The organism is Streptomyces sp. NBC_01445 (genome assembly GCF_035918235.1).
Taxonomy (GTDB): Bacteria; Actinomycetota; Actinomycetes; order Streptomycetales; family Streptomycetaceae; genus Streptomyces.
This window is the reverse complement of sequence record NZ_CP109485.1, coordinates 904,275-927,898: the sequence shown is the minus strand read 5'-3', so window position 1 is coordinate 927,898 and position 23,624 is coordinate 904,275. Positions and strand designations below refer to the sequence as shown.

The 23,624-nt window shown below is 70.8% G+C and carries 22 protein-coding genes; 16 read left to right on the top strand and 6 right to left on the bottom strand.

Annotated features, from left to right (window positions below; all coding sequences use genetic code 11):
* Positions 1-7: 7 nt before the first annotated feature.
* Positions 8-985 carry a DUF1731 domain-containing protein gene (locus OG574_RS04560; RefSeq protein WP_326771975.1) on the top strand — a complete coding sequence of 326 codons (978 nt, stop codon included), beginning with the start codon at positions 8-10 and terminating at the stop codon, positions 983-985.
* Positions 986-1,017: 32 nt separating this feature from the next.
* On the opposite strand, the gene OG574_RS04555 is transcribed toward OG574_RS04560, so the two are convergent.
* Both OG574_RS04555 and OG574_RS04550 read right to left on the bottom strand, forming a co-directional pair.
* Positions 1,018-1,725, bottom strand: coding sequence for an SDR family oxidoreductase (locus OG574_RS04555; RefSeq protein ID WP_326771974.1), 708 nt, complete (start codon positions 1,723-1,725; stop codon positions 1,018-1,020).
* A 225-nt stretch (positions 1,726-1,950) separates the two neighbouring features.
* A complete protein-coding gene (locus OG574_RS04550; protein WP_326771973.1) occupies positions 1,951-2,877 on the bottom strand; it encodes a helix-turn-helix domain-containing protein in 927 nt (308 codons plus the stop codon).
* Positions 2,878-3,038: 161 nt separating this feature from the next.
* On the opposite strand from OG574_RS04550, the gene OG574_RS04545 reads away from it, so the two are divergent.
* Entirely contained in the window at positions 3,039-4,115 is a 1,077-nt protein-coding gene (locus OG574_RS04545; protein WP_326771972.1) for a saccharopine dehydrogenase family protein, read from the top strand.
* Between the two features lie 367 nt (positions 4,116-4,482).
* On the top strand, positions 4,483-5,706 hold the full coding sequence (locus OG574_RS04540; RefSeq protein WP_326771971.1) for a cytochrome P450 family protein: 1,224 nt from the start codon (positions 4,483-4,485) through the stop codon (positions 5,704-5,706).
* A gap of 44 nt (positions 5,707-5,750) precedes the next feature.
* On the opposite strand, the gene OG574_RS04535 is transcribed toward OG574_RS04540, so the two are convergent.
* Positions 5,751-6,959, bottom strand: coding sequence for a cytochrome P450 (locus OG574_RS04535; RefSeq protein ID WP_326771970.1), 1,209 nt, complete (start codon positions 6,957-6,959; stop codon positions 5,751-5,753).
* A gap of 249 nt (positions 6,960-7,208) precedes the next feature.
* On the opposite strand from OG574_RS04535, the gene OG574_RS04530 reads away from it, so the two are divergent.
* From OG574_RS04530 to OG574_RS04500, 7 genes are all read left to right on the top strand, one after another.
* A complete protein-coding gene (locus OG574_RS04530; protein ID WP_326771969.1) occupies positions 7,209-8,039 on the top strand; it encodes an IclR family transcriptional regulator in 831 nt (276 codons plus the stop codon).
* Positions 8,029-9,786: an HAL/PAL/TAL family ammonia-lyase gene (locus tag OG574_RS04525; RefSeq protein WP_326771968.1), complete on the top strand. Its 1,758-nt coding sequence runs from the start codon at positions 8,029-8,031 to the stop codon at positions 9,784-9,786. The genes OG574_RS04530 and OG574_RS04525 overlap by 11 nt, the downstream gene beginning before the upstream one ends.
* Complete coding sequence (locus tag OG574_RS04520) at positions 9,783-10,745, top strand: PDR/VanB family oxidoreductase (RefSeq protein ID WP_326771967.1); 963 nt, start codon at positions 9,783-9,785, stop codon at positions 10,743-10,745. The genes OG574_RS04525 and OG574_RS04520 overlap by 4 nt, the downstream gene beginning before the upstream one ends.
* Positions 10,746-11,114: 369 nt before the next feature.
* On the top strand, positions 11,115-11,678 hold the full coding sequence (locus tag OG574_RS04515; RefSeq protein ID WP_326771966.1) for a winged helix-turn-helix domain-containing protein: 564 nt from the start codon (positions 11,115-11,117) through the stop codon (positions 11,676-11,678).
* A gap of 115 nt (positions 11,679-11,793) precedes the next feature.
* Complete coding sequence (locus tag OG574_RS04510; RefSeq protein WP_326771965.1) at positions 11,794-12,624, top strand: oxidoreductase; 831 nt, start codon at positions 11,794-11,796, stop codon at positions 12,622-12,624.
* Positions 12,625-12,847: 223 nt separating this feature from the next.
* The gene (locus tag OG574_RS04505) at positions 12,848-14,848 is read left to right on the top strand and encodes a hypothetical protein (RefSeq protein ID WP_326771964.1); all 2,001 of its coding nucleotides are present in this window, start codon (positions 12,848-12,850) and stop codon (positions 14,846-14,848) included.
* Between the two features lie 105 nt (positions 14,849-14,953).
* Positions 14,954-15,457 (top strand): GNAT family N-acetyltransferase, encoded by a 504-nt coding sequence (locus OG574_RS04500; RefSeq protein WP_326771963.1) that lies wholly within the window; start codon positions 14,954-14,956, stop codon positions 15,455-15,457.
* 223 nt (positions 15,458-15,680) lie between these two features.
* On the opposite strand, the gene OG574_RS04495 is transcribed toward OG574_RS04500, so the two are convergent.
* On the bottom strand, positions 15,681-16,568 hold the full coding sequence (locus OG574_RS04495; RefSeq protein WP_326771962.1) for an alpha/beta fold hydrolase: 888 nt from the start codon (positions 16,566-16,568) through the stop codon (positions 15,681-15,683).
* Positions 16,569-16,666: 98 nt separating this feature from the next.
* Between OG574_RS04495 and OG574_RS04490 the strand changes: the two genes are divergently transcribed.
* Positions 16,667-17,254 carry a CGNR zinc finger domain-containing protein gene (locus OG574_RS04490; RefSeq protein ID WP_326771961.1) on the top strand — a complete coding sequence of 196 codons (588 nt, stop codon included), beginning with the start codon at positions 16,667-16,669 and terminating at the stop codon, positions 17,252-17,254.
* Between the two features lie 190 nt (positions 17,255-17,444).
* Here OG574_RS04490 and OG574_RS04485 read toward each other — a convergent pair whose 3' ends face one another.
* Complete coding sequence (locus OG574_RS04485; protein ID WP_326771960.1) at positions 17,445-17,912, bottom strand: nuclear transport factor 2 family protein; 468 nt, start codon at positions 17,910-17,912, stop codon at positions 17,445-17,447.
* A 131-nt stretch (positions 17,913-18,043) separates the two neighbouring features.
* Between OG574_RS04485 and OG574_RS04480 the strand changes: the two genes are divergently transcribed.
* From OG574_RS04480 to OG574_RS04470, 3 genes are all read left to right on the top strand, one after another.
* Positions 18,044-18,481 carry a nitroreductase family deazaflavin-dependent oxidoreductase gene (locus tag OG574_RS04480; protein ID WP_326771959.1) on the top strand — a complete coding sequence of 146 codons (438 nt, stop codon included), beginning with the start codon at positions 18,044-18,046 and terminating at the stop codon, positions 18,479-18,481.
* A gap of 86 nt (positions 18,482-18,567) precedes the next feature.
* Complete coding sequence (locus tag OG574_RS04475) at positions 18,568-19,104, top strand: NUDIX hydrolase family protein (RefSeq protein ID WP_100593395.1); 537 nt, start codon at positions 18,568-18,570, stop codon at positions 19,102-19,104.
* A 143-nt stretch (positions 19,105-19,247) separates the two neighbouring features.
* Positions 19,248-19,601 (top strand): DUF1330 domain-containing protein, encoded by a 354-nt coding sequence (locus tag OG574_RS04470; protein WP_100593396.1) that lies wholly within the window; start codon positions 19,248-19,250, stop codon positions 19,599-19,601.
* A 22-nt stretch (positions 19,602-19,623) separates the two neighbouring features.
* Here OG574_RS04470 and OG574_RS04465 read toward each other — a convergent pair whose 3' ends face one another.
* Entirely contained in the window at positions 19,624-20,133 is a 510-nt protein-coding gene (locus OG574_RS04465; RefSeq protein ID WP_326771958.1) for a hypothetical protein, read from the bottom strand.
* A 141-nt stretch (positions 20,134-20,274) separates the two neighbouring features.
* Between OG574_RS04465 and OG574_RS04460 the strand changes: the two genes are divergently transcribed.
* Together OG574_RS04460 and OG574_RS04455 are read left to right on the top strand one after the other, a co-directional pair.
* Positions 20,275-20,706, top strand: a complete 432-nt coding sequence (locus tag OG574_RS04460; protein WP_326771957.1) for a PPOX class F420-dependent oxidoreductase — start codon at positions 20,275-20,277, stop codon at positions 20,704-20,706.
* 108 nt (positions 20,707-20,814) lie between these two features.
* A complete protein-coding gene (locus OG574_RS04455; RefSeq protein ID WP_398376912.1) occupies positions 20,815-23,595 on the top strand; it encodes a SpoIIE family protein phosphatase in 2,781 nt (926 codons plus the stop codon).
* Positions 23,596-23,624: the final 29 nt, after the last annotated feature.

The window sequence follows — 23,624 nt, the reverse complement described above, 5'->3', positions numbered from 1 at the left end:
GGGCTCCATGAAGATCGTGATACCCGGCGGCACCGGGCAGGTAGGGACGATCCTGAAGCGTGAGCTGGCCGAAGCGGGACACGAAGTCGTCGTCCTCACGCGGCGGCCGGTGCGCGACGGCGAAGTCCGCTGGGACGGCGAGACCCTGGGCCCGTGGGTCGAGGTCGTCGACGGCAGTGACGTCGTGATCAACCTCGCCGGACGCAGCGTGAATTGCCGCTACACACAGGCCAACCTCCGGGCCATGATGGATTCGCGCGTGCGGTCCGCCGAGGTCGTCGGCGAGGCCGTCGCCGCCGCCGCGCGACCTCCGAGGGCGTGGCTGCAGATGAGTACGGCCACCGTCTACGCCCACAGCTTCGCCGCACCGAACGACGAGACGACCGGCGTACTCGGCGGTGACGAGGCCGGTGTCCCGGGCTACTGGGGTTACAGCGTCGAGATCGCGAAGGCGTGGGAACGGGCGCAGGAGCGGGCCGACACCCCGCACACCCGCAAGGTCGCCCTGCGCGCCGCGATGGTCATGAGCCCCGATCGCGGCGGCGTCTTCGACGTCCTCCTGCGCCTGGCCAGGCTCGGCCTCGGCGGTCCCGTCGCGGGCGGTGGCCAGTACGTGTCCTGGATCTACGACCGTGACTTCGCCCGAGCGGTCCAGTTCCTGATCGAACGCGACGACCTGGACGGGCCCGTGAACCTCGCCGCCCCCGAGCCGCTGCCGCAGCGTGACTTCATGCGTGCGCTACGCGCGGCATGGGGCGTTCCGGTGGGCCTTCCCGCGACGAAGTGGATGGCCGAACTCGGCGCGTTCGCGCTCCGCTCGGACACCGAACTCCTTCTGAAGAGCCGCCGCGTGGTCCCGGGCCGGCTACTCGACGCGGGCTTCTCCTTCGACCACGCCGGGTGGCCCGACGCCGCCGCCAACCTCGCGCGACGGGTACGCGGTGGGCGTGACGTCACGCGGGCCATGGCGGACGGGATGGTGTGAGGCGGGGCGTCCCCGTCGGGCGATCTGCGTCCTCACCAGGGGAGAGGGCCCTCCGCGGCGACGTACGTGCCGGTCGGGCCGTCGGGGCCCAACTGGGCCATGCGCACGATGATCTCGGCGCCCTCCTCGACGGTCTGGATGCCGGTGTGGGCGTTCAGGTCCGTCGCGGTGTAGCCGGGCTCGACCGCGTTGATCCGCATGCCGGGGAACGCCTTCGCGTACTGCACGGTGATCATGTTGACCGCGGCCTTCGACGCCGGGTAGGCGACTCCGGGATACGCGTGGGTCGGCGTCCCCGCGTCGGTGACCCGCGTCAGTGAGGCCAGGCCGCTGCTCAGGTTGACCACGACCGGCGCGTTCGACTTCAGCAGCAGGGGCAGGAACGCGTGGGTGACACGTACGACGCCGAAGACGTTCGTCTCGAAGGTCGACCGCATCTCGTCGGCGGTCACGTCCGCGGCGCCGATCACGCCGCCGTCCGGGGTCCGGCCCTCGATGCCGGCGTTGTTGATCAGCACGTCCAGGCCGCCGTCGGCCTCGATCGTCTTCGCGGCGGCGTGTACGGACGCGTCGTCCGTGACGTCGAGCTGGACCCGGCGTGCGCCGAGCTGCTCGGCGGCGCGGCGCCCGCGCTCGGCGTCGCGGCTGCCCACGTAGACGGTGTGGCCTGCGGCGATGAGTCGACGCGCGGTTTCGAAGCCGAGACCCTTGTTCGCTCCGGTGATGAGTGTTGTCGTCATGCCACCAGCGTGCGGCCCCACGCTGCGATCAGCCAGGAGCCCCGTCTTCCTGGGACTGGCGGTACCAGGCGGGACCCGGGCGGCCCCAGGCGTGGTCCTGTCGACCCGCGCGCGGTCCCAGGCGTGGTCCCGGGCGTGGTCTCATCGAGTGGCGCCTCGACCTCAGCTTTAGGGTGAGGGTTCGGTGATCCTGGGGGGTACGCATCGTGCGGGGCGCGGCCCGTGTCACCGGCCGCCGAACATCCTCCGGTAGGCCTCTGGCGGCAGGCCCGTGACGCGGGTGAAGTGTCGCCGGAGCGTAGCGGCGGTCCCCATGCCCGTCCGTGCCGCGATCCGCTCGACGGTGTCGTCGCTCGACTCCAGCAGCTCCTGCGCCTCCCGCACGCGCTGGCTCAGCAGCCACCTCAGGGGTGCCGTCCCCGTGACGGCATGGAAGTGCCGCACCAGGTTGCGGCTGCTCATGCCCGCCTGACGGGCCATGTCCTCGACGGTGAGCGGCTGGTCGATCCGGGCCAGCACCCAGGGGAGCAGATCGGCGAGCGGATGGTCGCGCCCGTGCGTCACCGGCGCCGGAATGAACTGCGCCTGGCCGCCGTCCCGATGGGGCGGCGTCACGAGGTGCCGCGCCAGGGCGTTGGCGACCGTCGCCCCGTGGTCCGTGCGCACGATATGGAGGCACAGGTCCATCCCGGCCGCCTTACCGGCGGACGTGAGGACGCTGCCCTCGTCGGTGAACAGCACCTCGGCGTCGACCCCGACGCCCGGGTACCGCGCCGCGAGCCTTTCCGCGTGCGCCCAGTGAGTGGTGGCGCGGCGGCCGTCGAGGAGGCCGGCCGCGGCCAGGACGAAGGCGCCGGTGCACAGCGAGGCGATCCGGGCGCCTGCCGCGTGGGCGGTGCGGAGGGCGTCGAGCAGTTCCTGCGGAGGCTCCTGCTCGACGTCGCGCCACGCCGGGACGATCACCGTCTGCGCATTGGCGACGGCCTCGAGTCCGTGGGTGGTGTCGGCCCGGAGCCAGTCGCCGACGCGGGACCCGGCGGGTCCGCAGGTGGTGAACGAGTACCAAGGCGCGGCCAGGTCGGAATGGTCGGAGCCGAAGACTTCGAGCGCGCCCGCGGCCTCGAAAAGCATCGTGCCTTCGGGAAGCGCCATCGCAACCGAATGCGCAGGGGAACGTACAACGGAAGGCGCGGCGGTATGCATGTCCGAAACTGTACGCCCCTCGTCATTCCTGCCACTGGTTGGGCGGGCCCCGCGCCCGGATCATTGCTGTCGAACCGCACACCACCGCCCTTCGGACACTGGAGTCAACGATGAGCAACACCCTCTCGGGACCCGCCGCGCACCGCACCGCCGGGTCGCTCGACGGGCAGCCGGTCGTCGTCTTCGGCGCCTACGGACACACCGGCCGCTTCGTCGTGGCGGAGCTGCGGAGGCGGGGAGCGACGCCGGTGCTCGTCGGACGGGACGCGGGCAAGCTCGACGCGGTGCGCGACCTCGCTCCCGGCGCGCCCGTACGTCAGGCGCTCGCCGACGACGCGGCCTCCCTCGACCGGGCACTCGAAGGGGCGGCGGCGGTCATCAACGCCGCCGGACCGTTCCTCGACACGGCCCGCCCCCTGGTGGACGCGGCGCTCCGCGCGGGTATCCCCTACCTGGACGTCGGGGCCGAACAGGCCGTCACCGCCGCCCTGTTCGACACCTACCGCGACCGCGCCAGGGAGGCCGGCATCGCTGTCGTTCCGTCCCTGGCGTTCTACGGCGGGCTGGGTGACCTCCTCGCCACCGCCGCTCTCGGCGACTGGCCGGACGCGGACGAGATCACACTCGCGTACGGCCTCGACAGCTGGCACCCGACGCAGGGCACCCGCCGCACCGGCGAGAGCAACGCCGGGCGCCACCTCACCTACACCGCAGGCAAGTTGAGCCCCTTCTCGTATGCGCAGGAAGCCTCCCCGTGGACCTTCCCGGAGCCGCTCGGCAAGCAGGACACCGTCGTGTTCGCGACGGCCGACCAGGTCACGCTGCCGCGCCACGTGCGCACCCCCGAGGTGCGCGCGGTGATGAACCTCGCGCCGCTGCGCGACATCCGCGCGGAGGACACCCCTGAGCCCGTACCCGCCGACGCCGACGGCCGCTCCGCGCAGTCCTTCCTCGTGGAGGCCGTGGTGACTCGCGGTCACGAGACGCGCCGCGCGATGGCGGGAGGCCGTGACATCTATGCCGTCACGGCGCCGCTCGTCGTCGAGGCCCTCGCGCGCATCCTCCAAGGTGACCGCGTGGTGACCGGCGTGGTCGCGGTCGGCGAAGCGTTCGACGCCGAGAACTTTCTGCACGCACTCACGCCCGAGCACCTGACGCGCCTCGAGCTGCCGAACGAGCAGAGCTGAGCCTGGAGTTTCGCGCGGGACGACTTGCCAGGAGCAGGGCGGGAGTACTGTGAGGCGCCTGCGGGCAGATGTCTCCGGTCTGCCCACCGCGCCAACTCGGCCGTGTGCATACGGTTGTTGACCGTCCATCGACTGGTTGGCTTTCGGCCAAGACGGGACCCGTTGAGGACCGGTCCACTCAGGGGTGCCGCGCGCGTCCGTCCGGCCAGAACCGCCATCGAGCGACCGGCAACCCTGGCCCGGCCGGATCGAACAGGCCATCCCTGCCTCACAGTCGTAATGATCTTGGATAGGTTCCTCAGGGCTCTCGCGCCGCGGGGCGCGTCATCCTCCGGCCCCAAGATCCCGACCAGGCAGGAGCCACTTCATGGGACCGCAACCCGTCGCAATCGACCCGGCCGGTGCCGACGTCCGCGCCGAGGCCGCGCGGCTGCGCGCCTCGGGCCCGGCGACGCTCGTCCAGCTCCCCGACGGCCCCGAGGCATGGGCCATCACCAGCCACAGCCTGCTCAAGGACCTGCTGACCGACCCACGCGTGTCCAAGGACCCCAACCTGCACTGGCCCGCGTGGCAGCGCGGCGAGTACCACGAGTCCTGGCTGGCCACCTGGGTCGGCGTGAACAACATGTTCACCGCGTACGGGAGCGACCACCGACGGCTGCGCAAGCTCATCGCACCGGCGTTCACGGCCCGCCGCACCGACGCCATGCTGCCCTCGGTCGAGCGCATCACCGCCGCGCTCCTGGACGAACTCGCCACGGCGCCCCGGGGATCCGTGGTCGACCTCCGCGAGGCCTTCACGCACCGGCTCCCGATGCAGGTCATCTGTGAGCTGTTCGGTATCCCCGAGGGCGACACCCGCGCCGAACTGGCCCGGCTCTCCGAGATCATCATGACCTCCGTCGACCCGCAGGAGGCGGGCGCCGCGTTCGTCGAAATCCAGGCGCTGCTGAAGGGCCTGGCCGCGCTGAAGCGAGAGGAACCCGCGTCGGACCTGACCAGTGTGCTGGTCGCCGCGCGGGACGAGGAGGGCCAACGAATGACCGAGCAGGAGCTGATAGACACGCTCCTGCTCGTCCTTGTCGCCGGCCACGAGACCACGGTCAACCTCATAGGCAACGCCGTTCACGCCCTGCTCACGCACCCGGAGCAGCTCGAACTGGTCCGTGCGGGCAAGCTCTCCTGGAACGACGTGATCGAGGAGACCCTCCGCTGGGCCCCCAGCGTCGTCAACCTCCCGCTCCGGTTCGCCGTCGAGGACATCGAGATCCCGGACGGGCCCACCATCCGCAAGGGCGATCCGATTCTGGCGTCGTTCGCGGCCACCGGGCGCGATCCGCGGCAGCACGGGGACACCGCCGACCGGTACGACGCCGGCCGCCCGAGCGCCGAACACCTCAGCTTCGGCCACGGAGTCCACCGCTGCCTGGGCGCACCCCTGGCCCGTATGGAAGCCGCGATCGCCCTCCCGGCTCTCTTCGACCGCTTCCCCGACCTGGAATTCGCCCTGCCCGCCGAGTCGTTGGAACCGGCCGGCGGTTTCATCGTCGGAGGCCTGAAGGCGATTCCCATGAGGCTCACGAAGGACTGACCCGGGGCCTCGGATGCGTGCGGCGGGGCCGGATCTCCGCAGGCTCAGCCGGCCACCGCGCGCACCGGGACCGAGGACCAGCCGCGCAGCGTGTTGTGCACGAACGGGGTCTCCGCACCGGCGGGTTCCAGGCGTTCGATGCGGCGGACCAGCGCGGTGAGCAGGACCTCCATCTCGAGCCGGGAGACCGGCTGGCCCACGCACTGGTGGATCCCCATCCCGAACGCCAGATGACCACTCGCCGCCCGCGTGACCCGGAACGCGTCGGCGTCAGGCCCCCATTGCCGCGGGTCGCGGTTGGCCGCGCCGACGAACAGCAGGACCTTCGCCCCGGCCGGCACCGGGACCCCGCCCGGCCGGGCGTCGCGTGCGGCCGTCCGGTAGAAGGACTGGAAGGGCGACTCGTGACGGAACGACTCGTCCACGGCGAACCGGATGTTCGCCGGATCCTCGCGCAGCAGGGCCCACTGCCCGGGGTCGTGGGCCAGGGCGCGCAGCAGGTTCCCGATGGCAATCACCGTGGTGTCGAGACCGGCCGACAGCATCGCGCGCACCAGAAGCGTCGCCTGCTCGTCGCTCAGGCGCCCCTCCTCGGCGTGCTCCCAGATACGGGCGCCGAGCCCGTCGTCGGAGAGGGACTCGCGGGCACAGTTGCGCATCACCCACGCGTGCGTCGCCTCACCGGCGGCGAAGCAGCTGCGGTGGAGTTCGTTGTCCGGGCCGAACGCGCTGAAGTTCATCGCGCCGTGAGCCAGAAGGTTCTCACTGCGGCCGGCCCGGGGGATGCCGACGGCGTCTCCGAAGACCCGTAGGGGGAAGACCTCGGCGACATCGGTGACAGCGTCGAAGTGGCCACGGGCGACGACCGCGTCGGCCAACTCCTCGGCGAACGCCTCGAATCCGGCACGCAGGGCCCGTACCGAACGGGGCGAGACGACGTCCGCCATCGCGTCGCGCATCACGGTGTGGTCAGGCGGGTCGGTCTCCAGGATGCCGGGGGTGCGCCAGGCCTTCTCGCGCCGCAGGTCGCGGGGGCCGACGCCGGCGCCGGACAGGAACAGCGCGTGGCCGGCCAGGATCTCCCGGCACACCTCGTAGCGCGTGAAGGCGTGGACACCGTGGCGAGCGAGCCACACCGCGGGGCCTGCCTCCCGCATCCGCGCGAACAGCGGATGCGGGTCGACCAAGTGCTCGCGGGCGTAGGGGTCTTCGTCGAATACGGGGATCTGCGGGGCCTGGGCGTGCGTCGTCATGGCCTGTCCTCTCGCTGAGCCGGGCCGAGCCGGGCCGAACCCCGTTTGAGCCGGGCCCATGCGAACCGTGCCGGCCGCCCGTTCGGGCCGTGTACCGGAATCCGCACGGTAGAGACGGGGCACGCCGCGTGATAGCGGTGTTCTCACTCAGTGAGAACAGCGCTGGCCGGGCGGGGTGGCACGGACCGAACCTTGGGACAGGGGCGGATGGCCCGTAGGTCCCGGTGGTCGGCGCGGACAGGAGAAGCCATGGGGGAGACCTCGTCGTTCGAGCGCGGGCTCACCGTGCTCCGCGACCTCACGGTCACCGGCGAGACCACCGTCGCCGCGACCGCCGCACGCGTAGGCCTTCCGGTGAGCACCACCTACCGGTACTTCCGGATCCTCAGGGAGCAGGGCTACACCGAGGAGGACGACGGCGTGTACCGGGCGGGACCCGCCCTGGCCGGGCTGTGGGGCACCAGTTCCGTGCAGGCCCACCTCATCGAGACCGGCACCGCCGTTCTGCGCCGGATCGTCGAGCGCGTGGGGGAGACGGCCGTGCTGATCATCCGGGTCGGCGCCCAGGCGCTGTGCCTGCGGCGCGTCGAGCCGGACAAAGCACTCAAATATACCTTCGGAATCAACGAATTGCTGCCGCTGTATGCCGGTGCGGGACAGCGCGTGCTGCTGGCCTGGGCGCCCGCGGGCGTCGTCCGCCAGGTGCTCGACGGCCCCCTCGGCCGGTACACGGACGCGACCTTGACCCGCGAGCAGCTCGGCGCGGTACTGCCGGCCGTACGCCGTAACGGTTGGGCCGTCTCCCGCGGCGAACTCCACCCCGGCTCGCTCTCCGTGGCCGTGCCGGTCTTCCACCACGGCGAGGCCGTCTGCTCCCTCGACGTGGCGGGCCCGGCCGCGCGCTGCGACACCCGTGAATGGATCACCTCCGCCCGCGAAACGCTGCTGACGTCGGCCGCCGAACTCGGCGACTCGCTGCACACATGGGCACCCGTGGCCCCGACCGCACCAGCACCCGCACCCGCACTCGACCCCGAATCATCCGCCAGACGACTCGACGAGGTAACCCGTGACAGCTGAACTGCCGCTCCCCGAACCGCTCGTGCGCGAGGGCTCTCCCGCCAGTACCGCAGTGGACCCCCTCGTACTCGACGGCAGCCGCGTAACGCTGCGCGATCTGGTCGACGTGGCCCGGCACGGCCGACCCGTCCGCGTCACCGCCGAAGCCCTGAAGAACACCCGGCCGTCCGCCGAATGGCTCGGCGGCGTACTCGACGCGATGGAGCGCGGTGAGCCGGTCGAGCCCGTCTACAGCGTCAACACCGGCTTCGGATCCCTCGCGGGGCGTGAGGCGTTCACCGACCCGCGCGACGCCGCCGAACTGTCACGCAGCCTGGTGATCTCGAACGCCTCCGGAGTCGGTACGAACGTCGACGCCGAAGTCGTCCGTGCCACCATGCTGATCCGGATCGTCAGCCTCCTCCAGGGCCACTCGGCCGTCGGCGCGGCCGTCATCGAGACGCTCGTCGACATGCTCAACCGCCATGTCCTGCCCGCCGTTCCGGAGTACGGCTCGCTCGGCGCGTCCGGCGATCTGATCCCCTTGGCCCACATCGCCCTGGTGCTGTGCCGGCCGGCCGACGGTGAGGACGACGAGCGTGACTCCGGAGAGGCCGTACTCGACGGGCGCGTGGTCAGCGGACAGGAGGCGATGGCCGCCGCCGGTGTCCCGCGCATCCCGCTCGGCGCCAAGGACGGTCTCGCCCTGCTGAACGGCACCTCGTTCTCCTGCGCCCAGACGGCGCTCGCCCTCCACGACGCCGCCAATCTGCTGGAACACGCGCACATCACCGCCGCCATGTCGACCGAGGCGCTCAACGGGTTCGGGGACGCCTTCATCGCCGACCTCCATCAGGCGCGCGGCCAGGCCGGCCAGATCGCCGTCGCCGCCCGCATGCGTGAACTGCTCGCGGGCAGCGCCTTCGTGGACGGAGACCGCGACCACGACCCCGGTCGCCAGCCTCCGCAGGACGCGTACTCGCTGCGCTGCGTGCCCCAGGTTCACGGAGCCGTCCTCGACACGCTCGGCTTCGTCACCGGCATCATCGAGAACGAGATCAACGCCGCCACCGACAACCCGCTGATCTTCCCGGCACTCCCTGCGACCCGCAGGCTCAAGGCGGTCTCCGGCGGCAACTTCCACGCCGAATACGTCGCCTTCGCGGCCGACTTCGTGTCGATCGTGGTGACCGAGGTCGGCAGCATCGCCGAACGCCGCCTCTTCCGCCTCGACGACGGCACCCTCAACCGCGGCCTGCCCGACATGCTCGTGGCCAGCCGGACCACAGGCCTGGACTGCGGATACATGCTCCCGCAGTACCTCGCCGCCGCACTCGTCTCCGACTGCAAGACCCTCGCGCACCCCGACAGCGTGGACTCCATCCCGACCAGCGCCAACCAGGAGGACCACGTCAGCATGGCCAACAACGCCGGTCGTCATGCCCGTACCGTCGTGCGCAACATCGAGAACGTCATCGGCATCGAACTGCTCATGGCCGCCCAGGCGCTCGACCTGCGGCTCGCGGCGGCCGGCGCCGACTCCTCCGCCCTCAGCCCCGCGACCCGGACCGCCTGGGAGACCGTACGCGCGGCCAGGTCAGCCGACGGCCGGCCCGTGGACCGCACCGACCGCGACGTCGTGCTGTACCCGCGGGTGCGCCGGGCCGTCGAGCTGGTGCACGACGGCGACGTACTGACGGCGGTCAACGCAAGTCTGGCGCAGGAGGGTCCGGCAGCGGAGGGAACTGCACTGGAGGGGACGGCATGACGCGGGATTTCTTCGATGTGCGCGTTATCGGTGTCTGTGCCGTGGCCGACCGGGTCATCTCCCTGAGCCTCGCGCGTGACGACGAGGGAGACCTGCCTCCCTGGGAGCCCGGCGCACACATAGAAGTGGCCACGGACGACGGCACGATCCGGCACTACTCACTGTGCTCCGACCCGGCCGACCCCTGGTCGTGGCGGATCGCCGTCCTGCGCGAGAAGAACGGAAGGGGCGGCTCCGAGCGCCTGCACGCCATCGCCCGCCCCGGGCTGCGCCTGGCGGTACGCGGCCCGCACCACACCTTCCCCTACGGGCCGGGCCGACGGCGGACCCTCTTCGTGGCGGGCGGCATCGGCATCACACCCATCCTGCCGATGCTGGCCGCCGCCGAACGCGCGGGCGCCGACTGGCGGCTCGCCTACCTCGGTGCCGCCGAGTCGTCGATGGCCTTCCTGCCCGAACTCCTCCCCTACGGGGACCGGCTGGACGTCCTGCCCGCCGCCCGCACCGGACCGGTCGACCTCGACGCTCTCGTTGCCCGGCTCACCGACGGCGGGCCCGCAGACCTGATCGCCTGCGGCCCGCCACGCCTCCTCGACGCCCTGGAGCGCTTCACCGCCGGGCGGCCGAACCTGACGCTGACGAGTGAGCGCTTCACCCCGCGAACGCCGGCCGCGGCCTCAACTCCCGTAGACAGAGCGGGATTCGAGGTCGAGACACGTGACGGCCGCCTCGTCACGGTCGCTCCGGACGAGTCCATCCTCGACGCCCTCGACCGCGCCGGTGTACGCACCCTGAGCAGCTGCCGCCAGGGAACCTGCGGCACCTGTGAGACGCCGGTCCTGGCCGGTACGCCCGAACACCACGACGACCTGCTCACCGACCAGGAACACGCCGAGAACCGGACGATGCTGCTGTGCGTGTCGCGGAGCGCCGGACCGAGGCTCACGCTCGACGTGTGACGGAGCGACGTCGCGGCTCCGCGGCGATCCGTCGCCGCTCGGATGTGTGTCCTGGGAAAGATCCTTCGCCAATGGCGTGGCCAGGAGGGGACGCGGTCGTTGGTCAGCGCATGAACGACCCGCGCAAAAGCGTTCCTGCGCCCCGACCGCGTCATGCTGCCCCGCTGGGCACGGGCGGGGCCGCCTCGCCGACGCCCATTTACGACGCACTCGTGCATCAATGGCGCGCCCTGCACCGGGAGGTCCCGCGCCCGCCCACCACACGGCAGGGCTGGGTGCGCGTAGATCCGCAGGACCTGTTCCACCGTGGTTGAGGCAATCCCACAAGAACCATTGCACAAGAGTTATTGTGTAAGTAGTGTCACCCGTATGGCCCCTCCGATCACCGATTCCCGGGTGCTGGCCGCGATGGCCCACCCGGTCCGTCGCCGCCTGCTCGACCTGCTCAAGCTCGACGGCCCTTCCACCGCCAGCGCACTGTCGCAGGCGACGGGCGAAGCGGTCGGCAATGTGAGTCACCACCTGAAGGCGCTGGCTGCCGCGGGGCTGATCGAGGAGGCCCCCGAACTCGCCCGCGACCGCCGAGAACGGTGGTGGCGGCGCACCACGCCGAAGCTCCTGTGGTCCTCCGTCGACTTCGCCGACGACGCGGCGGGGGAGGCCGTCGCGCAGGCCGCCGAGTCCCTCAACCTCGAGCGGCAGATCAACCAGGTGCGCCGCTGGGCCGATCAGCCCCAGTCCGAACAGCAGCGCTGGCCGCTCGGCCCCTTCGTCGCCGAGGTGTGGCTGCGGATGACCGATGCCGAACTCGCCCAGTTCAAGGACGAGATCGTGGAAGTCATGGACAGGTGGGCCGACCGGGAACTCCCCGACGACGGCCAGGAACGGGAAGCGGTCTTCACCTTCACCCGTGCCGTACCGGGCCACCCGTAATCCGCCTTCGCCGGCCGCATCCGTAAGCCGCATCCGCGTACAGCGCATACGGCACCCGCGACCCGTGCCACCCCTATGGCGCACGCAGTCAGTCACGCTCACGAAAGCAGGAGACATGTCTGTTTGGTTCATCACCGGCGCCTCGCGCGGCCTGGGAGCGGAGATCGCGCGGGAGGCGCTGGCGCGAGGGCATGAGGTCGTCGCCACCGCGCGAGACGCCGAGGCTGTGCGCCGCGCCTTCCCGGACGCGTCCGACGCCCTGCTCGCCGTCGACCTGGACGTCACCGAGGAGGCGACGATACGCACTGCGGTCGATGCCGCGCTCGCGCGCTTCGGCCGCATCGACGTCCTGGTCAACAACGCGGGGCGCGGCCTCCTCGGGGCGGTGGAAGAGGTCTCGGACGCGGCCGTACGCGACGCGTTCGACATCAACGTCTTCGGGGTGCTCGGCACCCTGCGGGCCGTGCTGCCCACGCTCCGGGAACAGCGTTCGGGCCACGTGATCAACATCGGCTCGGTCGGCGGTTTCGCCACCGCTCCCGGCGTCGGCCTGTACGGCGCGACGAAGTTCGCTGTCGAAGCCATCACCGAGGCCCTGCACGGCGAACTCGCCCCCTTGGGTGTCCACGTCACCGTCGTCGAACCCGGTGGCTTCCGCACCGACTTCCTCGACGCGTCGAGTCTCTACACCGAACCCCACGTGATCGACGACTACGCGCCCACTGCCGGCGCCACCCGCAAGGCCCTCGCGGACGTCAACCACCGCCAGCCCGGAGACCCCGCCAAAGCGGCAGCCGCCGTAGTCGGCCTGGCCGAGACCCCCGAACCCCCGCTCCGCCTCCTGCTCGGCGCCGACGCCGTGGCCCGCGTCGAGGCCAAGCTCGACCTCGTCACCCGCGAACTCGAACGGAACCGAGCCCTGGCCATGTCGACGGACCTGGCGTGACGTGGGGCGCTCAGGAGCCGCTCAGTGGAGCTGCTTGAAGTTGCGCGAAAGCTCCATTGACCGAGCAATTTCAAGCAGATAGCTTTCCTTCGTCCGCAGATCGTCAGTCCCTCGCGTCAGCTCCCCTCGTCACGTTCCGGAGCTGCGTGGGCGGACAGGACGGTGGGCCGGCGGAGCCAACGGCCGCGCCCGCCCTCGTACAACTCGTACAAGGAGAGTCCCGTTGTCGGCGCGCTACCACCTGCGATTCCAGCTTCCTCCCCGCAAGGACCCGGCCGAGGTGGTCGCGCATGCCACCGCCCTGGCCGGGGCCTGCCAGGAGGCAGGGGTCGACGAAGTCGTTCTTCTGCTGGCAGCGGAGGAAGTGTTCGACGGCTATGTCGTGGGTGAGGCCGAAGACCGCTGGTACGAGACCACGGCCACCGTCAGCGACATCCTGCGCGACGCCGGACTCGACGTCAGCCTCAACCCGTGGGTGACGGCCGGCCACGCGGACCGCGGCCGCAAGGACGCCCACGGCTTCCTGCCGATGGTCTCGCCCACCGGGAGGACCGCTGCCGCGCAGGCCTCGTTCACCTGCCCCCGCTGGCGGGAATGGCTGTACGCCCATTACGGACGCTTCGCCGGACTCGGCTTCCGCGTGCTGTGGCTGGAGGACGACTTCCGCTACCACAACCACGCCCCGCTGGACTGGGGCGGGGGTTTCGAGGCTCCCGTCCTGGACCGGCTGGCCGATCTCGTCGGCCGTCCCGTGACCCGCGACGAGGTCGTACGGGCGATCACGGAACCCGGCCCGCCGCACCCGTGGCGCGCCCTGCTCCAGCAGGTCTGGCGCACCGTCCAGACGGAGATCGCCGAGCGGCTCAGCGAGGTCGTCGAGGAACGTTCGGCGGGCCGTTCCCGGCTCGGGCTGATGAGTTCGCTCCCCGACGTCCACTCCGTCGAGGGCCGCGACTGGCCGGCGCTGTTCCAGGCTCTGGCCGTCCAGGGCCGGGCTACGCACCGCCCGCACTTCGCCCCGTACAGCGACAGCGCCCCGCGCTCCCTCAGCAGCCAGATGTGGCTCCTGGAATCCCAGCGTGCGCTGCGGCCCCTTTGGGTCGAGTCCGAGCCGGAGATCGAGAACTGGCCGCACACCACCTGGTCGAAGTCCGACGTGCAGACCTGGTCCGAGATGACTACGGCCCAACTCTCCGGCGCGGACGCGCTGTTCCTCAACGTGCACCCCATGCAGGCCGGCCGCCCCGACCGCTTCCCCGGCACGGCTCAGCTGCTGCGCCGCTCACGACCGGCCCTCGACTGGATCGCGGGGCGCCACAGCAAGCAGGCCAGGACGCTCGGGGTCGGGCTGCCGTACCGGCACGACGCGGCGGCCCACGTCCGCACTCGGACCGGCACCCTGGAGGAGCTGCGCACCGGCCCGCGCGGGGCAGCCGAATTCCTGCTGCGCTACGGCATCCCGGTCACCGCCTCAAAGGCTCCGGTCCAGGCTGTCTTCGGCACGCTGGCCTGGGCGTTCGACGACGACGAGATCCGGGAGATGCTCACGGGCGGACTGCTGCTCGACGGGATCGCAGCCGACGTGCTGACCCAGCGCGGATTCGGTGACCTCCTCGGTGTCCAGGTCGCCGAGGTCGTCGACCGTGAGGACGCGCAGACGGCGGACCCGTTCAGCTTCGAACAGATCACCCACCACCCCGACCCCGACCTCGTCGGGACGCTGCTGAGCGTCAACACACAGCCCGCGCTGGCCCGCCTGCGCCCGCATCCGGACGCCGTGGTGTGGACGCACATCCTCACCCCGGGGGAGGACGCGTGGGGCGTCGGCAGCTGCGGATACGTGAACGAGCTCGGCGGTCGCGTCGCCGTACTCGCCGCCACCGACCCCGCCGACCTGCCCCGCGACGACTTCGGGCAGCGCGTCATGCACGCCGTCATCAGGTTCCTGGAGGGACAGGCCCCGACGCTGCCGTTGGTCAGCGGCGGACCGCACCTGATCCCGCACCTGTCCCACCAGGACGGGGTGACGCGACTCGCCGTAGCCAATGGCAGCTTCGATCCCGCGCTGCCCCACGTCGACATCCCCACGCCACCCGACGCGGTCTCGTCGGTCCGCCTCGACCCGCTGAAGACCCCGGAACCGGCGAGCGTGTTCCACGGCGCGGAGGGCATCACGGCCGAGGCGGAACTGCCGCATCGTGCTTGGCTGATGCTGGCCTGGTGAGCCGCATGCCCCGCGAACCGGGAGACGTGGCACGACTGGAGGCCGCCCGTCGCATGGCGCCGAAAAGCACTTGATCCGCCCTCCTGTGGCGCAGAGGGTGCAGGCATGACGACGCAGCCTCGCCTGGAGGCGATCACCCCGGCCGACTTCGAGACCGCGACAGCCCTCAAGGTCCCGCCGGACCAGGAACACCTGGTCGCCCCCGTGGTGAAGTCCCTCGCCGAGGCCTACGTGCATCCCGGAGTGGCCTGGCCCCGGCTGATCATGGACGGCGGCAGGGCCGTCGGCTTCCTCATGGCCTTCTTCGACATCGATTTCGCCGGGGACGGTACGGGCAACGACGTGCGCTCCGGACTCTGGCGCCTGAACATCGCGGCCGGTGAACAGGGGCGGGGGTACGGCCGCTTCGCGGTCGAGTCCGTGGCCGACGCGATCCGGAGCCGCGGCGGGACCCGCCTCACGGTCACGTGGCACCCCGGCGCGAGCGGCCCGGAGGGGTTCTACCTGGGGCTCGGATTCCGGCTGACCGGTGAGATGAGCGATGACCAGGTGGTCGGGGAGATGGACCTGGCTCAGCGGCCCGCGCCCGGAGGATCCCGGACGGCGTAACTCAGGGCGCCGGGCGAGGATCTTGTGCGTACGGTCGGCGATGGGCGCCCTGACAGGACGGCGCACCCGGGCGGCCCCGCGGACCACTTCGCACGTACCGCGAGGCCGCCCATCACCGCCTCCGGCAGGGGAGACGTACGCGCCAACAGGTCCCCGATGAGCAGGACTTGCGCCACCCCGGCAGGCTCGTGCGCGCCTCGGGCCGCAGGCCGTCCACGGAGGATCAGAGGCGGTCCAGGAAGTCGGCGATCAGAGGGGCGATCTGCGGCAGATGGTCCTCCAGGGCGAAGTGGCCCGTCTCGAAGAGGTGCAGCTCCGCGTCAGGGACGTCCCGGAGGTAGGCGCGGGCGCCCGGCTCGGGGAAGAAGGGGTCGTTGACGCCCCAGGTGATCAGCGTCGGCGGCCGGTGCCGGCGCAGCCACTGCTGCCAGGCCGGGTAGGCGGCGACGTTGCTCTTGTAGTCGTAGGCCAGGGCCAGTTGGGCCTGCTTACGGCCCGGCAGGTCCAGGAAGTGCTGGTCGAGCAGCCAGCCCTCGGGGGCGACCAGCGCGGTATCGGAGGTGCCGCCCTCGTACTGGGAGCGGGTGGCCGCCTCGGTGAACAGGCCCATGACGGTCTGCTCGGCCCCGGGAGCGTCCGGGGTGAGCGCGGTGAAGTCGCGCGCCGCGTCCGACAGGCCTTCTGCGTAGGCGTTGCCGTTCTGCACGATCAGACCGGTGATCCGCTCCGGGTGGCGCAGCGCGAGGCGGAAGCCGACGGGTGCGCCGAAGTCGAAGAGATAGAGGGCGAACCGGGTCAGGCCCAGGCGTTCGACGAAGCCTTCGGTGACGGCGGCGAGCCGGTCGAAGCTGTACTCGAAGCCGTAGGGCGCCGAAGTGTGACCGAAGCCGGGGTAGTCGGGTGCGATGAGCCGGTAGTGCGTGCCCAGGGTGTCGATCAGGCGACGGAACTGGTGCGAGGCCGACGGAAAGCCGTGCAGAAGCAGGAGTACGGGGGCGTCGGCACGCTCCGGAAGGGACTCACGGTAGAAGACGTCGACGCCGTCAACGTCGATGCGCCGGTGGGCGGTTCGGGCGGGAAGTGCGACGCGGGGTGCGGTCCGGGACTCCATGTCACATGCCTCCGGTGCGAGAAGATGCATTAGTTAGGGCGACCAGTTATAGCGACTCCTCTTCTAACGTGTCAATGGCGAGATGTAGCATTAGGAGTATGAGTGACGGTGAACCGCTGACCGGCGAACCCCTGGCATTGGACCTCGTCAACACCCGGCCGACGGGGCCCGACGGCCGCCCCGCCGACCTGATCGACACGCCACGACGCCTCGCCGTCTGGCTGGACCTCGAAGGGGACCGACTCCCTGAGGGCTTCGGTCGCGCCACCCCGAGCGCGGACGACCTCGCCGCAGTCCACGCCGTCCGCGCTCACATCGAGGCCACCCTCCGCGCGGTGACCGACGGAAAAGTACCCCCCGACTCGGCCCTGCGTGCGCTGACCGAGGCGCAGCGCCTCGCGCCGGCCGTCCGCGAACTGGCCTGGGACGGCGCTGCCGTGACAGCGGCGCCCCGCCGAACCGGATCACTGGGTGTCCGCCTCGCCGCCCACCTGGCGGAGTCCGCCGCCGACCTCCTCACCGACCCCGGGATCGCCAGGGTCAGGCAGTGCGAGGCCGAGGACTGCGTGCTGCTGTTCCTGCCGGCCCACCCCCGCCGCCGCTGGTGCTCGGCCGCCCGGTGCGGCAATCGCGCGCGCGTGGCCCGCTATTACCAGCGCCACAAGGCGACCACGGCCAACGGTTAGGCGGGGAGGGGGAGTTGGGTGCCGGGCCTTCGTGGCCGCGTGTGTCCGTCCGTTCGCGAGGCGTGCTTCCGATCACGCCCTGAGTCTGTGAAACTTGAACAGTCACGCTCGACGTGGCAGCCCCCGCCGTCCCATCCCCGTGACGGCGGGGCGCTACGCCGTCACATCGCGGCGAGCGGCGTCGGCGTGTTCACAGACCGAGATCGGTGAGGCCCGGGTGGTCGTCGGGGCGGCGCCCGAGCGGCCAGCGATATTTGCGCTCGGACTCCTCGATCGGCAGGTCGTTGATGCTCGCGTGGCGGGTGCGCATCAGGCCGTCGTCGTCGAACTCCCAGTTCTCGTTGCCGTACGAACGGAACCAGTGGCCGGAGTCGTCATGCCATTCGTAGGCGAAGCGGACCGCGATGCGGTGGCCGTCGAAGGCCCACAGCTCCTTGATGAGCCGGTAGTCCAGTTCCCGGTTCCACTTGCGCGACAGGAACTCCACGATCGCGTCCCGGCCGGTGACGAACTCCGCGCGATTGCGCCAACGTGAGTCCGCGCTGTAGGCCAGGGCGACCTTCTGCGGGGAGCGGCTGTTCCAGCCGTCCTCTGCGAGGCGTACCTTCTCGATCGCAGTCTCGCGGGTGAAAGGCGGGAGGGGTGGGCGTGTGGACATGTTGCCTGCCTTCGAATGGTCAACTGGGGCTGTTCCAACAGGAGAACGTAGGCTTTCGGCGCGTAGGCGACCAGGACGAGTTCGCTGAGGACAGGATCGAGCACGGCAGGTCGGAAGCAGAGGAGGGGCGCATGGCGAAGTCATACCGTGTCGGACTCGGGACACGCGCCGTCAACCGGGTGTTCGCGACCATGACCCGGCTGGGGATCGGCAAGGGCTACCGCTACATCCTGACCGTGAAGGGCAGGAAGTCGGGCCGCCCGTACTCCACCCCGGTCGACGTGATGTCGGCGGGCGGTGAGCGCTGGCTCGTCGCCGCCTACGGGGTCGGCGACTGGGTGCGCAACGCGCGCGTCGCCGGCGAGGTCGGCCTGAGCCGCGGCGGCCGGTCGCAGAACCTGCGCGTGGTCGAACTCGGCCCCGAGGAAAGCGTCCCCGTACTGCGGCAGTACCTGCGGGAAGTGCCGGTCACCCGGGCCTACTTCGACGTGACGCCGGATTCGACCGACGAGGAGTTCGCCGCGGAGTCGGCGCGGCACCCGGTGTTCCACCTCGTGCCGTTTGCCTGAATTCGTGTACGACCGTCCGTCCCCGATCGGGGTGTTGCCGGGAGCGGCGTGCGTGACGCGGGGGACGTTGAAAGTACGATCGCCCAATGTCTGATACGACCGAAACCACGCCCGGCTGGCTCACCTCCGACGATCTTGAACTGGCGCGCGCCCGCATGCCGATCCTGTACGTCGAAGCCGTACCGGTGCGAGTCGACAACAATGGTGAAGTCACCCACATCGGACTGCTGTTGCGTATCGGGCGGGACGGGACGGTCAGCCGCTCCTTCGTCTCCGGCCGGGTGCTGCACCACGAACGCGTCCGTGACGCGCTGCTGCGTCATCTGGAGAAGGACCTCGGCCCGGTCGCCCTGCCGCGCGTGCCGGCGTCCCTGCAGCCTTTCACTGTCGCCGAGTACTTCCCGACGCTCGGCGTCACGCCGTTCCACGACCCTCGCCAGCATGCCGTGTCGCTCGCGTACATCGTCCCCGTGAGCGGTGACTGCCGGCCCCGGCAGGACGCACTCGACCTGGTCTGGTTCACTCCGGAGGAGGCCTCGTCGCAGATGGTCCAGAACGAGATGCCGGGCGGGCACGGCGTCCTCCTGAAGCAGGCCCTCGCGCACGTGGGGGCCCTTTCCTGAACCATGGTCCAGGGGGTTGTCCCGTGAACGCCGCGGCGGCTCCCTGGCAACTACCTCAGAGGTAATCGACCCCTCAAACGCCCCCGGTCTACGTTCGGGTCCTCGTCCCCGCACCGCGAGGACCTGAACGAGGGAGCCCGACCGTGCCCGCCTATGGCTTCGCGCATCTCCGCAGCCGCCGGCATCACGCCGACATCATCGAGTACCTGGAGCGCATCCAGGCCACGCTCGACCCCTTCGAGGGCCGCTTCGTCATCCACGGCCCGCCCGCCGAAGTGGTCGAGGGGAGCTGGCCAGGCAGCATGGTGCTGATCGAGTTCCCCGGCCTCGCCGAGGCGCGTGCCTGGTACAACTCGCCCCCGTACCAGGACATTCTGCGGCTGCGGACCGACCACATCGAGGGCGATCTGCTGCTGATCGAGGGCGTCGGACCGGCCTACGACCCGACCGAACGGGCCGCGAAACTGCGTGCGGAGGCGGCGCGGCCGGGCGAGTAGCCGAGGCCCGAAAACGTCACGCTCAGGACGCGGCCGGGGTCGGCGAGGTGCCCGTCCCGGACTTCGAGCGGGCGCCGTCGCACACGAGGTTGACGATGATCGTGACCGGCGTCGCGGGGGACGCCGCCGTCGCGGGCGGGAGGGTGGCCGCCGCCGTCCAGTTGCCCTTGCGCAGGGTGAGTGACGTGCTGCCGATGTCCGGGCCGCTCTTCCAGCCGTGGTCGGAACGGGCACGGGCGAAACCGGACTTCAGGGCCGCGCCGGCCTTCGCCGGTTCGCCACGGCCCGTCAGGCGCTCGGTGCACTCGATCGCGATCTGGTCCTGGGGTGCACGATCGAGCGTGACGCCCTCCGCCGCCAGCGCGGACGTCAGTTCGCGCACCGCCGTGTCCGCCGACAGCCGCGGTTCCGCGGACCGTGACGGCAGCGGGCCCTTGTCGTCGAGAAGGCGGGTACAGCCCGTCGCGGCCGCTGTCGCGGTCACCGCCATGACCAGTGCCACGATGTGTGTCGTCACCTGACGGCGTCGCATGATCCCGTCCATCCCCTCGAAGCCAAATGGCAGACCAGTCTCCCATCCGTGAGCTGCGGGACTGCGGGACCCCGGCCCTGCGATGCGGTGAGCGTGTGTCCAAGGGGAATAGCGGCGTCAGATCGGGACTTGAACTTGCATATGACCGACACTTCGTTCAGCCCGCGCACGCTGCTCGCCCAGAGCCGACTCGGTGTTCTCGCCACGATCAAGTCGGACGGCCTGCCTCAGCTTTCCCCCGTCATGCCCTTCTACGACGAGGAGGCAGGTCTCCTCTACGTCTCGATGACCGAGGGACGCGCCAAGACGGCGAATCTGCGCCGTGACCCGCGCGCCGCCCTGGAGGTCACCAGCGCCGACGGCTGGTCATGGGCCACGGCCGAGGGCCCGGTGACGCTCGTAGGACCGGGAACGGACCCGCACGGCCTCGAGGTCGAGGCCCTCGTGAGCTATTACCGCGCCGCGTCCGGCGAGCACCCCGACTGGGACGAGTACCGGTCGGTGATGGTGTCGGACCGCAGGGTGCTCATGACGATGACAGTCGAGCGCGTTTACGGATCACAGGCAGGCTGACGCGTTCACCGGGTCACTCCTCGTGAGGGAACTCGCCGCCGGCGCGGTCCGCAGCGGTTCTCCGGCCGGCGCTTCGCCCCTGATTACGCACAGTGTTACAAAGGGGATATGACGCAGTCCCTCGGGCGGCCTGCCGCCCGACAGGAGGGAACCGTCTTCGGGGAGCCACGGCCCTCCTGGGGACAGAGCCTCCGCTCCCTTGTCAGCGTGCACAGCGTCGCAGGCCAGGTGTTTCTGCTGCAGCTGACACTGACCGTGCTGCTCGTTGTCGCGGCCGGGGCGGCGCTCGTGCTCCAGACCAGGGACTCGTCCATGCGGGAGGCCAGGCAGCACTCGGTCGCGACCGCCGAGGCGTTCGCCCACTCCCCGGGGACGCTGAGCGCCATGAAGTCCGCCGACCCGAGCGCCGTGCTCCAGCCCAGCGCGGAAGCGGTCCGCAAGGCGGCCGGCGTCGACTACGTCGTGACGTTCAGCCCGGCCGGCATCCGCTGGTCCCACCCCGACCCGAGCCTGATCGGCAAGCGCGTGATCGGCTCGTTCGCGCACGCGCTCGCCGGCCATGCGATCACCAGCACCTTCAACACATCCGTCGGACCCGCCGTGAACACGACCGTCCCGGTCATCGACACCGACGGTTCCGTCGTCGGCCTCGTGAGCGTCGGGATCACCGTGGAGAACATAAACGCCGGGGTGTCGGACAGACTGCCCATGCTCCTGGGGTCCGCCGCGGGCGCGCTACTCGTCGTGACGGCCGGTTCGGTCCTTGTGAGCAGGAGGGTGCGGCGCCAGACCCACGGCCTGGATCCCGCCGAGCTCTCGCGGATGTACGAGCACCATGACGCGGTCCTGCACGCCGTGAAGGAAGGCGTGCTCATCACCAGTGGGGACGGCCGCCTGCTGCTCGCCAACGACGAGGCGAAACGGCTCCTCGGACTGCCGCCGGGTGCGGAAGGTCGCGCCATCGCGGACCTCGGCCTCGCCCCGCACATGGCCGAACTCCTCGTCGCCGAACAGGTCGTGACCGACGAGGTGCACCGCGCGGGCGACCGCCTGCTCGCGGTGAACGTACGGCCGACGGCCCTGTACGGCGGGCCCGCCGGTAACGCGGTGACACTGCGGGACTCCACCGAACTGCGGGCCCTCGCGGGCAAGGCGCAGTCGGCCAGGGAACGCCTGCAACTCCTCTACGACGCGGGCGTACGCATCGGCACGACCCTGGACGTCATACACACCGCGGAGGAACTGGCCGATGTCGCCGTCCCCCGCTTCGCGGACGTCGTCACCGTAGAACTCCTGGACGGCGTCATACGGGGCGGCGAGCCCAGCGGCGACACCACCGAAATGCGGCGCGCGGCCGTCACGGGCATCTCGCGCAAGGACGTGTTCTATCCCGTGGGCGAACTGATCCGGTTCGCCCCCGCGACCCCGATGGCCCTGTCCATGAGCGACGGCCGTGCGGTACTCGAGGGCGATCTGCGCGCGGTCGGCGGCTGGCGGACGCAGGACCCCGAGCGCGCCAGGCGGATTCTGGAACACGGCGTCCGCTCCCTGATCAGCGTGCCCCTGAGCGCACGCGGCGTCGTGCTCGGCCTCGCGGACTTCTGGCGCATGGAGAGCACCGAGCCTTTCGAGCCGGACGACCTGTCCACCGCCGAAGAGCTGGCTGCCCGCGCCGCCGTGGCGATCGACAACGCCCGCCGCTTCACCCGCGAACACGCCATGGCCGTCACCCTGCAACGCAGCCTCCTGCCCGGAGCGCTCCCCGAGCAGTCCGCGCTCGAGGTCGCCCACCATTACCTGCCCGCCGAAGCGGGGGTCGGCGGCGACTGGTTCGACCTCATCCCGTTGCCCGGCGCCCGCGTCGCCCTCGTCGTCGGCGACGTCGTCGGGCACGGCGTACGCGCGGCGGCCACCATGGGGCAACTGCGCACCGCAGTCCACAACTTCTCGTCCCTCGACCTGACCCCCGACGAACTCCTGAGCCACCTCGACGAACAGGTCGCCCGCATCGACGCCGACGTGGTACGCGAGGGCGACGGCGCGGGCATCATCGGGGCGACCTGCCTGTACGCGATCTACGACGCGGTCACCGGACACGTGACGATGGCCTCGTCCGGCCACCCCGGACCAGCGGTGGTCCGCCCCGACGGAACCGTCACTCTCCTCGACGTACCCGTGTCCCCGCCCCTCGGACTCGGCGACGGCATGCCGATGGAGACCCTCGAGCTGCTCCTGCCCGAAGGCTCCCAACTCGTGCTGTACACCGACGGCTTGATCGAGGGCCGGCACCGCGACTTCGACACCGGCATCGAGCTGTTGCGTGCCGCTCTGTCCAACGGAGCGAACCGCACACCGCAGGAGACCTGCACGGACGTCCTCGACGCCGTGATGCCGGAGCGGCCCGACGACGACGTCGCCCTGATGGTCGCCCGCACCCGGCTTCTCGACCCCGGCCGGGTCGCCGAATGGGACGTGCCGTCCGATCCGGCGGCCGTCGCCCCCGTACGCTCCGCGTGCCTGCGCCGGCTCGACGACTGGGGCCTCGACGGGATCGCGTTCACCACCGAGCTCATCCTCAGCGAACTGATCACCAACGCCATCCGCCACGGCACGCAGCCGATCAAGGTCCGCATGCTGTACGACCGCACCCTGATCTGCGAGATTTCCGACGGCAGCAGCACAGCGCCCCATCTGCGCCGGGCCGCCACCACCGACGAGGGCGGACGAGGGCTGTTCCTCGTCGCCCACTACGCCGAACGCTGGGGCACGCGCTATCCGCCGCGCGGCAAGGTGATCTGGGCCGAGCTGTCCCCGTACGGCGGGGAAGAGGACCTCGTACCCGACCTCGGTGACGACTTCCTTGAGCAGTGGGTCGAACCGGAGATCTGATGAGGCGTCACGCCCGTGGGCATGCTCTG